The organism is Pseudomonas sp. GW821-FHT09E04 (assembly GCF_059416185.1).
This window is the reverse complement of record NZ_JBWKOR010000003.1, coordinates 669702-685184: the sequence shown is the minus strand read 5'-3', so window position 1 is coordinate 685184 and position 15483 is coordinate 669702. Positions and strand designations below refer to the sequence as shown.

Annotated in this window: 2 protein-coding genes (1 of these 2 cut by a window edge); both read left to right on the top strand. The window is 63.6% G+C overall.

Going from position 1 to position 15483, the window contains the following annotated elements; genetic code table 11:
* The first annotated feature begins 117 nt into the window (after nt 1–117).
* A complete protein-coding gene (locus AC07N4_RS14130; RefSeq protein ID WP_096822467.1) occupies nt 118–855 on the top strand; it encodes a thioesterase II family protein in 738 nt (245 codons plus the stop codon).
* 194 nt (nt 856–1049) lie between these two features.
* Nucleotides 1050–15483, top strand: the 5' portion of a protein-coding gene (locus AC07N4_RS14125; RefSeq protein ID WP_493066281.1) for a non-ribosomal peptide synthase/polyketide synthase. 2531 nt of this gene lie beyond the right edge of the window; 14434 of the gene's 16965 nt are visible here — the first part of the coding sequence; its start codon is at nt 1050–1052; its stop codon lies off the right edge, out of view.

Sequence of the window (15483 nt, the reverse complement as noted above, 5' to 3'; positions counted from 1 at the left end):
TTTGTTGTTTTGGTCTGAACGGTTAACGAGCATTTGTAACGGTAATTTACAAACTGCCGACTAATTTGCCCGGGCATCAATCCGTACCCTTTGAAGAGACATTTTTCCGAGGGAAGCGTGGTGACCAAGTTGACCCTGCTGTGCCTGCCGTATTCCGGCGCCAGTGCCATGGTCTACAGCCGCTGGCGGCCGAAGCTGCCGCAGTGGCTGCAATTGCAACCGGTGGAATTGCCGGGGCGCGGCGCCCGGTTCGGCGAACCGCTGCACACCGACATGCGTGCGTTGGCCATGCAACTGGCCAGGGAACTGCGCCCGACACTCAAGGCCCCTTACGCACTGTTCGGCCATAGTCTGGGCGCCTTGCTGGCCTGCGAAATCGCTCACGCCTTGCGCGCGTTGGGCTGCCCGGAGCCGGTGGCGCTGTTCGCCTCGGGCACTGCGGCGCCGACGTTGCGCGCCGACTACGACCGCGGCTTTGCCGAGCCGAAGACGGATGCAGAGCTGATCGATCAACTGCGCACGCTCAACGGCACCAGCGAGGAAGTGCTGGCCAATCAGGAGCTGATGAGCCTGACGCTGCCAATCCTGCGCGCCGATTTCCTGCTCTGCGGCAAATTCCAGCCGTTGCAGCGGCCGCTGCTCAACTGCCCGGTGCATGTGCTGGGCGGCAAGGCTGATAAGGCGACTACGGAGCAGTTGATCGGCTGGAGCAAGGAAACCCGTGGCAGCTTCTCGGTGGACATGCTGGCCGGCGGGCACTTCTTCATTCATGAACACGAAGCCAAGGTGCTGCGGGTGATCAAGGATCAACTCGACGTGCATCATCGTCGGCACGGCTTGATGGCTGCCGTTTAACCCGAATTCATTGCTGTCCGGAACCCTGTGAGGAGCGAGCAGGCATGCTCCCGCAGGGTTTTTTATCGCCCGCAAATCCCCGCTGCACCTCCCTTCTGATAGTTCTTCTCAATCGCTAATTTTTCCGCTTTGCATTCGTTTTATAGGGACGACGTGCCTTTGTGCTGCCAGCCTACTGATTCGGATACCAAGAAATGAATGCTGAAGACTCCTTGAAACTTGCTCGCCGGTTTATCGGGTTGCCCCTGGAAAAGCGCCAGATGTTCCTCGCGGCCCTGCACAAGGAGGGCGTGGATTTCGCCCGTTTTCCGATTCCTCAAGGGGTCGAGGCCGATGATCGGCAGGCGCTGTCCTACGCGCAGCAGCGCATGTGGTTTCTCTGGCAGCTGGACCCGCACAGCGGCGCCTACAACTTGCCGGGCGCGGTGCGCCTGACGGGGCGCTTGAGCCTGCCTGCGCTCGAGGCGGCGTTTGCCAGCCTGGTGGCGCGTCACGAAACCCTGGGCACGGTGTTCCAGCGACAGGCCGACGACAGTCTGCTGCAAGTGCCGGCCGAAGCGCCGCTGGTGATCGAACACGTAGATTTCAGCGGTCTCGCCGCGCCCGAGCGCGAAGTCGCAGTGGCCGACGCCGCGCAGCAACAATCCTTGCAGCCATTCGATCTGGCCGTCGGCCCGCTGCTGCGGGTCAAGTTGCTCAAGCTTGATGAGCAGGAACATGTGCTGCTGCTGACCCTGCACCACATCGTTTCCGATGGCTGGTCGATGAATGTGCTGATCGACGAATTCATCCGTTGCTATGACGCCCATGAAGCCGGGCAGTCGCCGCAACTGGCGCCGTTGCCGATCCAGTACAGCGACTACGCACTGTGGCAGCGCCGCTGGCTGGAAGCGGGCGAACAGGCGCGGCAACTGGAATACTGGCAGGCGCAACTGGGCAATGAGCACCCGGTGCTGGAGCTGCCAACCGATCACCCGCGCCCGGCAATGCCGAGCTATCGCGGCACGCGCTACGAATTCGCCATCGACGGCGCGCTGGCGGAACAACTGCGCAGCAGCGCCCAACAGCACAACATCACCTTGTTCATGTTGCTGCTCGGCGCTTTCAACGTGCTGCTGCATCGCTACACCGGGCAGTCGGACATTCGCGTCGGCGTGCCGATCGCCAACCGCAACCGGGGTGAAATCGAAGGCCTGATCGGCTTCTTCGTCAACACCCAGGTCCTGCGTACCGAACTGGACGGGCAGACGCGCGTCGGCGATCTGTTGCGCGTCGTCAAAGAGACCGCGCTCGGCGCCCAGGCTCATCAGGACTTGCCGTTCGAGCGGCTGGTCGAAGCGCTGAAACTGGAACGCAGCCTCAGCCACACGCCGCTGTTTCAGGTGATGTACAACCATCAGCCGCAAGTCGCCGACATCAGCACGGTGAGCACCGCGTCCGGGCTGGAACTGGGCGTCATCGAATGGCAGGGGCGCACCACGCAATTCGATCTGACCCTGGACACTTACGAGAAGGGCGGCCGGCTGCACGCCGCGCTGACCTACGCCAACGATCTGTTCGACCCACAGACCATCACGCGCATGGCGCAGCACTGGCTGAACCTGCTGCGTGGCATGGTGCAGAACAGCAATCAGCGCATCAGCGATCTGCCGCTGCTGGAAGCGGCCGAATACCAACGCATGGTGTTCGACTGGAACAGCGCGCAGGCCAGCACTGCCGAGGCGTCGAGCATCCATCGCTTGATCGAGCAACAAGTTACCGCCCAGCCGGACGCGCTGGCCGTGACCTTTGGCGAGCAAACCTTCACCTACGCCGAGATCGATGCGCGGGCCAATGCGCTGGCGCACAAACTGATCGAATGCGGCGTCGGCCCGGAAGTCCGGGTCGGCGTTGCCATGCAGCGTTCCGACAGTTTGCTGGTGGCGTTGCTGGCGGTGCTCAAGGCCGGTGGCGCCTACGTGCCGCTGGACCCGGATTACCCGGCGGATCGCGTCGCCTACATGCTTGAAGACAGCCGCGCGCTGGTGCTGCTGACCGAGCAGGCCGTGGCCGAGACGCTTTCCGTCAACGCCGAAACCCAAGTCCTGTTGCTGGACCGGATCGCCGCCGAACTGGCGGCGTATCCGTCCAGTACGCCAGTCACGGCGGTGACGCCGGACAACCTCGCTTACGTGATCTACACCTCCGGTTCCACCGGCAAACCAAAAGGCGTGGCCATCGCGCACCGCAACGTGCAGGCCTTGATCGACTGGTCGCACACGGTCTACAACCGTGATGACATTCAAGGTGTGCTGGCGTCGACGTCGGTGTGCTTTGACCTGTCCGTGTGGGAGCTGTTTGTCACCCTCGCCAATGGTGGCTCGGTGATCATCGCGCGCAATGCCCTGGAGCTGCCGCAACTGCCGGCACGCGATCAGGTGCGGTTGATCAACACCGTGCCTTCGGCGATCAATGCCTTGCAGCGCGACGGTGCGATCCCGTCGAGCGTGCGCATCATCAACCTCGCGGGTGAACCGCTGAAGCAAAGCCTGGTGGAAGCGCTGTATCAGCAGGCCAGCGTCGAACATATCTACGACCTGTACGGCCCGTCGGAAGACACCACGTATTCCACCTGGACCCGTCGTGCAGCGGGCGGTACGCCGAGCATCGGTCGTCCACTGACCGGCACCGCCAGCTACCTGCTGGACGCTGATTTGCAACCAGTGCCGCAAGGCGCGGCGGCCGAACTGTATCTGGCGGGTGCCGGTATTACCCGTGGCTATCTGGGCCGCGCGGCGATGACCGCCGAGAAGTACGTGCCCAATCCATTCGCCAACAACGGCGAGCGGCTGTACCGCACCGGCGACCTGACCCGTTATCAGGCCGATGGCGCGCTGCAATACGTCGGCCGGATCGACCACCAGGTGAAGGTGCGCGGTTTCCGCATCGAGCTCGGCGAAATCGAAGCGCGGCTGTTGCAGCAAGAGGACGTGCGCGAGCTGGCGGTGCTGGCTCAGGAAGGCGCCAGCGGCCAACAATTGGTGGCCTACATCGTGCCGACCGACGCGACCGTGCTGGCGGCGGATGCCGATGCCCAAGCGAGCCTGCGCGAAACCCTGAAAGCGGCGCTGCGCCAACATTTGCCGGACTACATGGTGCCGGCGTACCTGCTGTTCCTCGAGCAATTGCCGCTGACGCCCAACGGCAAACTCGACCGCAAGGCGCTGCCGGCCGTCGATGGCAGCCAGCAACAACGCGAACACGTGGCGCCACGCAGCGCCCTGGAAAAAGCCCTGGCGGCGATCTGGCAGGACGTGTTGTCGATTGAAAACGTCGGCCTCGAAGACAACTTCTTCGAACTGGGCGGCGACTCCATCGTATCGATGCAAGTGGTCAGCCGCGCCCGTCAGGCCGGGATCGTGCTGAGCCCCAAAGAGCTGTTCCAGCACCAGACTATCCGCAGCCTCGCGCAAGTCGCCCGTCAGGGCCAACAGACGCTGATCGACCAAGGCCCGGCCGTGGGCGCCGTGGCGCTGGCGCCGGTGCAGCAGTGGTTCTTCGAACAGGACATTCCTCAACGTCAGCACTGGAACCAGTCGCTGTTGCTGACGGCGCAACAGCCTGTGGACGCTGGCGCGCTGGATCGCGCGCTGAGCCAGTTGCTCAACCATCACGACGCGCTGCGCCTGCGCTACGAATCGACTGCCGAGGGTTGGCAGCAGGCGTATGCCGCGCCAACCGGCGAGTCGGTGTTGTGGCAGCGCAACGCGCAATCGCTGGAAGACCTCAAGGCCTTGTGCGACGAAGCCCAGCGCAGCCTGGACCTGAGCAACGGCCCTTTGCTGCGCGCAATGCTGGTAAATCTGGCCGATGGCAGCCAGCGTTTGCTGCTGGTCGCGCATCACCTGGTGATCGACGGCGTGTCGTGGCGCGTTTTGCTGGAAGACTTGCAAGCCGCTTACACCCAGTCCCTGAGCGGCGCGGCGAGCGCCTTGCCAGGCAAGACCAGTTCGTATCAGCAGTGGGTCGCACGCCTGCAAGGGCACCTGCCGACTTTCGCCGAAAGCCTCGATTACTGGCAGGCGCAACTGCGTGATGCACCGCATGCCGAACTGCCTTGCGAGCGTCCTGACGGCGCACTGGAAAACCGTTTCGAAGACAAGGTCGAGCTCAAGCTCAGCGCCGAGCAAACCCGCAAGTTGCTGCAACAGGCGCCGGCGGCCTATCGCACCCAGGTCAACGACCTGCTGCTGACCGCGCTGGCCCGCGTGGTCTGCCGCTGGAGCGGCCAGGCCAGCACCCTGATTCAACTGGAAGGTCACGGTCGCGAAGACCTGTTCGATGACGTCGACCTGACCCGCACCCTTGGCTGGTTCACCAGCCTGTTCCCGGTCAATCTTCGCCCGGCGGACAACCTCGGCGCTTCGATCAAAGCCATCAAGGAACAACTGCGTGCCGTGCCGGACAAAGGCCTGAGCTACGGCGCACTGCGTTATCTGGCGGATGCGCAAACGGCGGCGTCGCTGAACAGCGACGTCAAACCGCGCATCACCTTCAACTACCTCGGCCAGTTCGACCGTCAGTTCGATGAGGCAGCCCTGTTTGTGCCGTCCGGTGAAGGTGGCGGTGAAGCGCAGGATCCGTCGGCGCCGCTGGCCAACTGGCTGACGGTCGAAGGCCAGGTGTACGGCGGCGAGCTGGCGCTGAACTGGGGCTTCAGCCGTGAGATGTTCGACACGGCGACCGTGCAGCAACTGGCAGATCAATACGCCCTTGAACTCAACGCTTTGATCGACCATTGCTGTGCGCTCGAAGCGCCGCAAGCGACACCGTCGGACTTCCCGCTGGCGCGCGTGACGCAGGCGCAACTCGATGCGCTGCCGGTGCCGGCCGGAGAGCTGGACGAACTCTATCCGCTGTCGCCGATGCAGCAGGGGCTGCTGTTCCATACCCTGTACGAGCAAGCGGCGGGCGAATACATCAACCAGATGCGCGTCGACGTTCAAGGCATCGATCCACAGCGTTTCCGCGATGCGTGGCAAGCCACCGTCGATGCTCAGGACATCCTGCGCAGCGGGTTTGTCTGGCAGGGCGAGCTGGCCGAGCCGGTGCAAATCGTCCACAAACAGGTGCAGTTGCCGTTCACCGCGCTGGACTGGCGCTCCCGTGACGATCAGCCACAAGCCCTCGCGGCGCTGGCCGATGCCGAGCGCCAACAAGGCTTCGACCTGACCTGCGCGCCGCTGCTGCGTCTGGTGCTGGTGCAGACCGGCGCCGAGCAGTGGCACCTGATCTACACCCATCACCACATCCTGATGGATGGCTGGAGCAACTCGCAGTTGCTCGGCGAAGTGTTGCAGCGCTACAGCGGGCAGATTCCGGCGAATGCCGGCGGACGCTATCGCGACTACATCGCCTGGCTGCAACGTCAGGACGCTCGACTCAGCGAAAACTTCTGGGGCGAGCAACTGGCCGCCCTGCAAGAGCCGACCCGTCTGGCCCGCGTGGCCTCGACCAGCGACAGCCAGAGCGGTCACGGCGATCACTTCCAGACCCTCGACGTGGCGCAAACCCGTGTGCTGGAAACCTTCGCCCGCCAGCAGAAAGTCACCGTCAACACCTTGATCCAGGCCGCGTGGCTGCTGTTGCTGCAACGCTACACCGGTCACGAAGCCGTGGCGTTCGGGGCCACGGTTGCCGGGCGTCCGGCGGACCTGCCGGGCATCGAGCAGCAAGTTGGACTGTTCATCAACACCTTGCCAGTGATCGGTGCGCCGCGTCCCGATCAAAGCGTGGGCCACTGGCTGCAAGCCGTGCAGGGGCAGAACCTCGGCCTGCGCGATTTCGAGCACACGCCGCTGGCGGACATTCAGCGTTGGGCCGGGCAGGGCGGTGAAGCGCTGTTCGACAACATTCTGGTGTTCGAAAACTACCCGATTGCCCAGGCCCTGAAGCAAGGCGCCGATCAGGGCGTGGTGTTCGGCGAAGTCGCCAACCTGGAACAGACCCACTATGCGTTGAGCGTCGCCGTCACCCTCGGTGAGCAACTGGCGCTGCACTACAGCTTCGACCGTGGCCATTTCGCCAGCGCTGCCATCGAAGGCATCAGCGCGCACCTGCTGCAATTGCTTGAGCAGTTTGCCGTGTCGGCCGAGCGCAGCCTCGGTGAAATCGCCTTGGCCGACGCCGGCGAACACGCCCGCCAACAAGCCGATAACCACCCGCAGCCGTACCCGGTGGACGTCGCTGTACATCAGCGGATCAGCACCTTGGCCGCCGAGCGTCCGCAGCGCACCGCAGTGATTTTCAATGGTCAGCACTTCAGCTATGGCGAGATCGATCAGCGCGCCAATCAACTGGCCCACGCGCTGATTGCCCGCGGTGTCGGCGCCGAAACCCGGGTCGGCGTGGCCTTGCCGCGCAGCGAATCGGTGATCGTCGCCTTGCTGGCCGTACTCAAGGCGGGCGGTGCCTATGTGCCGCTGGACACCAGTTATCCGCGCGAGCGTCTGGCGTACCTGATCGAGGATTCGGGGCTGGCGTTGCTGATCAGCGATTCGTTGGTGTCGGCACAATTGCCGGTCGCCGAATCGGTGCCGGTGCTGGAACTGGATCGCCTCGACTTGCGCGAGTGGCCGATCAAGGCACCGCAGGTGCAGCTCGATCCGGACAACCTCGCCTACGTGATCTACACCTCCGGTTCCACCGGTAATCCGAAGGGCGTCAGCGTTGCCCATGGCCCGTTGGCGATGCACTGCCAGGCCATCGGTAAGCGTTATGAAATGCGTGACAGCGACTGCGAATTCCACTTCATGTCGTTCGCCTTCGACGGTGCCCACGAGCGCTGGCTGACCAGCCTGACCCACGGTGCCTCGCTGCTGATCCGCGACGACACGCTGTGGACCCCGGAACAGACGTACAACGCGATGCGCGAACACGGCGTGACTGTGGTTGCGTTCCCGCCGGTGTACTTGCAACAACTGGCCGAACACGCCGAGCGCGAGGGCAACCCACCCAAGGTGCGTATCTACTGCTTCGGCGGTGATGCGGTGCCGAGCGCCAGTTTCGAACGGGTCAAACGCGCCCTCGATCCGGACTACATCATCAACGGTTACGGGCCGACCGAAACCGTGGTCACGCCGCTGATCTGGAAGGCCGGTCGCGAAGTGCCGTGCGGTGCGGCCTACGCGCCGATCGGCAGCCGTATCGGCGACCGCAGCGCCTATGTGCTCGACGCCGATCTGAACCTGTTACCGCAAGGCATGGCCGGTGAGTTGTACCTCGGCGGCACGGGCCTGGCGCGCGGTTACCTCAATCGTCCGGGGCTGACGGCCGAGCGTTTTGTCGCGGATCCGTTCAGCCACACCGGTGGTTTGCTGTACCGCACCGGCGACCTGGTGCGCCAGCGTGCCGACGGCACCTTCGACTATCTGGATCGCATCGACAATCAGGTGAAGATCCGTGGTTTCCGGATCGAACTGGGGGAAATCGAAGCCTGCCTGCAAGCCCTCGACGGCGTGCGGGAAGCAGTAGTCGTGGCGCAGGAAGGCAGCGCCGGCAGCGGCAAGCGTCTGGTGGCCTACGTGGTCGGTGATTCGGCGCGCGAGGATTTCGCCGAAGACCTGCGCGAGCAGCTCAAAGCCACACTGCCGGCGCACATGGTGCCGGCCTACGTGCTGCGTCTGGAACGCATGCCGCTGACACCGAACGGCAAACTCGACCGCAAGAACCTGCCGAAACCGGATGTCAGCCAACTGCAACAAGCCTACGTCGCGCCGCAAACCGTGCTGGAGCAGCAACTGGCGACGATCTGGCAGGACGTGCTGAAACTTCAGCAGGTGGGTGTCAGCGACAACTTCTTCGAACTGGGTGGCGATTCGATCATCTCGATCCAGGTGGTCAGCCGTGCGCGGCAGGCCGGGATCCGCTTCACGCCGAAAGACTTGTTCCAGCACCAGACCATCGCCGCACTGGCGGCGGTGGCCAAGGTGGGCGAGCAGGCGCAAGCCATCGATCAGGGTCCGGTGACCGGTGCGCTGCCGTTGCTGGCGGTGCAACAGGCCTTCTTCGAACAGGACATCCCTGAGCGTCAGCACTGGAACCAGGCGGTGATGCTCAAGCCGACTCAGCCGTTGCAAGCAGCTGCACTGGAGCAGGCGCTGGAATCGCTGGTCGCGCATCACGATGGTTTGCGCCTGAGTTTCGTCGAGCAGGCCGATGGCTGGCACGCCGAGTACCGTGGCGTCGACAGCCGCAGCGATGCTCTTCTGTGGACGGTCGATGTGGCCGATGCCGCCGCGCTGGAAGCGGTGGCCAACGAGGCGCAACGCAGCCTCGATCTGCAAGCCGGGCCGCTGCTGCGTGCGGTGCTGGCAAACCTCGACGACGGCAGTCAGCGGTTGCTGCTGGCGATCCATCACCTGGTGGTGGACGGCGTGTCGTGGCGGATTCTGTTCGATGATCTGCAAAGCGCTTACCGGCAGATCGCAGCGGGCGAACCCCTGCAATTGCCGGCGAAAACCAGCGCCGCCAAGGCTTGGGCCGAACACCTGCAAACCTACGCCCGCAGCAGTGAGCTGCGTTCCGAACTGGCGTACTGGCAGGGGCAACTTCAAGGCGCCGATGTCGCGCTGCCGCTGGACAACGCCGACGGTGGTCTGCAAAACCGTCATGCGTTGACTGTGCGTACCCGTCTGGACAAGGCCCTGACCCGTCAGTTGCTGCAGGACGCTCCGGCGGCCTATCGCACCCAGGTCAATGACTTGCTGTTGACCGCACTGGCCCGCGTGATGGTGCGCTGGACCGGCGCCGACAGTGCGTTGATTCAACTCGAAGGCCATGGCCGTGAAGAGCTGTTCGACAGCATCGACCTGACCCGCACCGTGGGCTGGTTCACCACCGTGTACCCGGCCAAACTGACGCCGGTTGCAGAACTGGGCGCGTCGCTGAAACAGATCAAGGAACAACTGCGCGCGATCCCCAACAAAGGCATCGGTTTCGGTGCGCTGGCGTATCTGGGCGAGGACGCTGATCGCGCCTCCCTCGCGCAGCTGCCGGTTCCGCGCCTGACCTTCAACTACCTGGGTCAGTTCGACGGCAGCTTCGACGCCGCCGATGGCGCGCTGTTCGTGCCGTCCAGCGAAGCGGCGGGCGATGAACTGAATGCCAATGCGCCGCTGGCCAACCAGTTGGCGCTCAACGGCCAGGTGTATGGCGGCGAACTGAACCTGGGCTGGACGTTCAGCCATGAGATGTTCGATGAGACAACGATTCAGCGTCTGGCCGATGATTACGCCCAGGAACTGCAAGCGCTGATCGCGCATTGCTGCCAGGCCGATCATCACGGTGTCACGCCGTCGGACTTCCCGCTGGCATGTTTGAGCCAGGCTCAACTGGACGGCTTGCCGCTGGCGCCGCAGTTGATCGAAGACGTTTATCCGCTGTCGCCGATGCAGCAGGGCATGCTGTTCCACGCGGTGTATGAAGAATCCACCGGCAACTACATCAACCAGATGCGCCTGGACGTCGAAGGCCTCGACCCTGAGCGTTTCCATCAGGCCTGGCAGGCCGCCGTCGATGCGCACGACATTCTGCGCACGCGGTTCGTCTGGCAAGGTGAGCTGGATGCCCCGGTGCAAGTGGTCAGCAAGCACGCGCAAATGCCTTACAGCCTGCACGACTGGCGCGCGCAGCCGCATCGGGAAGACGCGTTGCAGACCCTGGCCGACGCCGAGCGTCAAAGCCTGGACCTGAATGCGTCGACCCTGCTGCGTCTGGTGATCGTACGTATTGATGATCAGCGTCATCACTTGATCTACACCAACCACCACATCCTGATGGATGGCTGGAGCAACTCGCAGTTGCTCGGCGAAGTGCTGCAACGCTACAGCGGCAAGTTCAGTGCCGCGCACGCAGGTCGCTACGGCGATTACATCGGCTGGTTGCAGCGTCAGGACGCGGCGGCGAGCGAGGCGTTCTGGCTGCCGGCGTTGCGTACGCTGGACGAGCCGACGCGCCTGGCTCATGCCATCGCCCGGCCAAAAGATGCGCCTGTGGTGCAAGGCTATGGCGACCATTATCGCGTGCTCGACAGCGAGCAGACCGCTCGCCTGGGTGAGTTCGCCCGTGCTTCCAAAGTCACCGTCAACACCCTCGTCCAGGCTGCATGGCTGCTGGTGCTGCAACGCTACACCGGCAAGGCCAGCGTCGCGTTCGGCGCCACCGTGGCGGGGCGTCCGGCGGACTTGCCGGGGATCGAGCAACAGATCGGTCTGTTCATCAACACCTTGCCGGTGATCGCCAGCCCACGGCCCGAGCAATCGCTCGGCAGCTGGCTGCAAGCGGTGCAGGCGCAAAACCTGGCACTGCGCGAGTTCGAACACACCGCGCTGTTCGATATCCAGCGTTGGGCCGGGCAGGGCGGTGAAGCGCTGTTCGACAACATTCTGGTGTTCGAAAACTACCCGATTGCCCAGGCGCTGGAGCAGGGCGCACCGCAAGGTCTGCGCTTCGGCCCGGTGGCCAACCACGAACAGACCAACTACCCGCTGACCCTGGGCGTAAGCCTGGAAGGCACGCTGGAAGTGCATTACAGCTTTGACCGCGAACACTTTGCCGACGCCACCGTCGAGCAACTGGGCGCTCAGTTGAACCACGTGCTGATGCAGATGGCCGGCGGTTCCGATCAACGTTGCCTGGGCGACCTGCAACTGCTCGACGCGGCTGCACGGGAGCTGGCGCTCAATGATTGGGGCTATTGCGCAGGGCACTACCCAACTGCGCTGCACGTGCATCAATTGTTCGAACAGCAGGTGCAACGCGCGCCGGATCAGGTCGCGCTGTACTTTGCCGACCAGCGTCTGACGTACGCCGAACTCAATCAGCAGGCCAACCGCCTGGCGCACACCTTGCGTCAGCGCGGCGTTGGCCCAGACGTGTTGGTGGGGATCGCTGTCGAGCGTTCGCTGGAGATGATCATCAGCCTGCTGGCGGTGCTCAAGGCTGGCGGCGCGTACGTGCCGCTGGACCCGCAATACCCGAGTGATCGCCTGACCTGCATGATCGAAGACAGTGGCCTGCTGCTGTTGCTGAGCCAGAGCCATTTGCTGGAGCGTCTGCCGCAGGTCGCAGGCGTCGAGGTGCTGTGTGTTGATCGTCAACCAGAGCAGCTCGAAAGCGCTGATCTGCCGAACCTGACCCTGGCCGATAACCTCGCGTACGTGATGTTCACCTCGGGCTCAACTGGACGTCCGAAAGGCGTAGGGATCAATCAGGCGTCGCTGACCAAGCACGCCTACGTGACCGTGGACCTGATGGCGTTGACCGCGCAGGACTGCGTGCTGCAATTCTCGACGTTCAACTTCGACGGTTTCGTCGAGCAGCTGTACCCGGCGCTGATCACCGGTGCTTCGGTGGTGCTGCGCGGCACCGAGATCTGGGACAGCGAAACCCTTTACACCGAGATGCTCGACAAGCGCATCAGCGTGATCGATCTGACCACCGCCTACTGGGGCATGCTGGCCAAGGACTTCGCCGAAGTCGGCCCGCGTGACTACGGCGTGTTGCGTCAGGTGCATGCCGGCGGTGAAGCGATGCCGCCCGAAGGCATGGCGGCCTGGAACAAGGCCGGTCTGGCCCACGTTCGTTTGCTCAACACCTACGGCCCGACCGAAGCCACCGTGACCGCCACATCGCTGGATTGCGGCGACTATGTGACCGGTGCCGAGCCGACGCCATCGACCTTGCCGATCGGTTCGGCGTTGCCGGGCCGTTCCATCTACCTGCTGGACATCGCCGGGCAACCGGTGCCGGTGGGCGCGGTGGGCGAGCTGATGATCGGCGGCGAGTTGCTTGCTCGCGGTTATTTCAACCGTCCGGACCTGAGCGCCGAGCGCTTCATGCCGGATCCGTTCTCGGTGCAGCCGGGGGCACGTCTGTATCGCACCGGTGACCTGGCGCGGTTCCGTGCCGACGGGGTGATCGAGTACATCGGGCGTGTCGACCATCAGGTGAAGATTCGTGGTTTCCGTATCGAACTGGGTGAAATCGAAGCGCGTCTGCTGGATGCCCGGAGCGTCCGCGAAACACTGGTGATGGCGGTGGCCGGGCCAAGCGGTCAGCAACTGGTGGCCTACGTGGTGCCGACTGACGCCGAACCGGTCATGGCCGACAACGATCTGCAAAGCGAACTGCGCCGAGCATTGCGCGAGCAGCTTCAGCAAACCTTGCCGGACTACATGGTGCCGACGCACCTGTTGTTCCTGGCGAAAATGCCGCTGTCACCTAACGGCAAGCTTGATCGTCATGCGTTGCCGAAACCCGATGCGGCGCAAGCGCAGCAGGATTACCTGGCCGCCACCAATGCCGCCGAGCAAACGCTGGTGGACATCTGGCAAGCGGTGCTGGGCCTGGCGCAAATCGGTGTGACCGACAACTTCTTCGAGCTGGGCGGTGATTCGATCGTCTCGATTCAAGTGGTCAGCCGCGCCCGTCAGGCGGGTATTCATTTCAGTCCGAAAGACCTGTTCCAGCACCAGACCATTCAAGGTCTGGCCAGTGTCGCGCGGGTCGGCGAGGGCGGTTTTGTCATCGACCAGTCGCCGGTCACCGGTGCGTCGCTGTTGCTGCCGGCGCAGTTGCAGTTCTTCGAAGAAGGCGTCGCCGAGCCGCATCACTGGAACCAGTCGGTGCTGCTCAACACCTCGCAGACCCTGGACGCCGGGCATCTGAAGGCCGCCCTCGACGCGTTGATCGAACACCACGATGCACTGCGCTTGTCGTTTGCGTCTGTCGACGGTCAATGGATCGCGCAACACCTGGCAGTCGGCGAGCAGCCTGATGATCTGCTGTGGCAAACCCAAGTGGCAGACGCCGCCGAGCTCGAAGCGCTGGGCCTTGAAGCGCAGCGCAGCCTCGCCCTCGGCGGGCCGTTGTTGCGCGCCGTACTGGCGACCCTGGCGGACGGTACTCAGCGGCTGTTGCTGGTGATTCATCACCTGGTGGTCGACGGCGTTTCGTGGCGTGTTCTGCTGGAAGACTTGCAAGGGCTTTACCAGCAAATCAGTAGCGCTCAGCCGGTGAAACTGCCGGCCCGGACCAGCGCGTTCAAAACCTGGGCCGAGCGCCTGCATGCCTATGCGAGCAGCGAAGCGCTGCTGGCCGAGCAACCTTATTGGCTCGAGCAACTGCAAAACGTATCCAGCCAGTTGCCGGTGGATCACGCCGACGGCAGCTTGCAGAGTCGTCATGAACACACGGTGCAGACCCGACTCGGCGCGGACCTGACCCGCCAACTGCTGCAAGACGCGCCAGCGGCCTATCGCACCCAGGTCAATGACCTGTTGCTGACCGCACTGGCACGGGTGATCAGCCGCTGGACCGGTGAGGATTCGACGCTGATTCAGCTCGAAGGCCATGGCCGCGAAGACCTGTTCGCCGACATCGACCTGAGCCGCAGTGTCGGCTGGTTCACCAGCCTGTTCCCGGTCAAGCTGACCGCCAGCGTCGAGCTCGGCGCTTCGCTCAAAGCGGTCAAGGAACAACTGCGCGCCATCCCGAACAAAGGCATTGGCTTCGGTGTGCTGCGTTATCTGGGCAGCGACGCAGTACGCGAAACCTTGCGAGCCTTGCCGCAACCGGCGATCACCTTCAACTACCTGGGGCAGTTCGACAGCAGCTTCGATGCTGGGCAGGCAGCCCTGTTTACGCCGTCCAGTGAAGCACGCGGTGTGGAGCAGAGCCTGGACGCCTTGCTCAGCAGTCCGTTGACCCTCAACGGTGGCATTTACGGTGGCGAATTCAGCCTCGGCTGGACCTTCAGTGAGCGCATGTTCGAGCGCGGCACCGTGCAGGCCCTGGCCGACGATTACGCGCAGGAACTGGCGGCGCTGATCGAACATTGCTGCTGCGACGGCGTGCACGGTGTGACGCCGTCGGACTTCCCGCTGGCGCCGCTGAGCCAGGCACAACTCGATGGGTTGCCGCTGCCGGCGTCGTTGATCGAAGACATCTACCCGCTGTCGCCGATGCAGCAAGGCATGCTGTTCCACACGCTGTACGAGGAAGAGGCGGGCGATTACATCAACCAGACCCGCGCCGATGTGCAGGGCCTGGATGTCGAGCGCTTCCGTGCCGCCTGGCAGGCAGCGTTGCAGGCGCATGACGTGCTTCGCAGCGGTTTCCTGTGGCAGGGCGAGCGCCCGGTGCAAGTGGTGCACAAACAGGTCGAACTGCCGTTCAACGTGCAGGACTGGCGTGGTCGCCGCGACTATCAGGCCGACCTCGACGCACTGGCCGCGCAGGAACGCAAACAGGGCTTCGAGCTGACTGCCGCGCCGTTGCTGCGCCTGTGTCTGGTGCGCATCGACGATGACACCTATCACCTGATCTACACCAACCATCACATCCTGATGGATGGCTGGGGCAACTCGCAGTTGATGGGCGAAGTGCTGCACCGCTACAGCGGTCAGCCGCTGGCGCAATCGATGGGGCGTTATCGCGACTACATCGCCTGGCTGCAACGTCAGGACGGCAGCGTCAGCGAGTCCTTCTGGAAAACCCAGTTGGCCGACCTGCAAGAGCCGACCCGCCTGACTCAAGCCATCGCCCGTCGTGATGACCTGATGGACGTCGCAGGGTATGCCGATCATC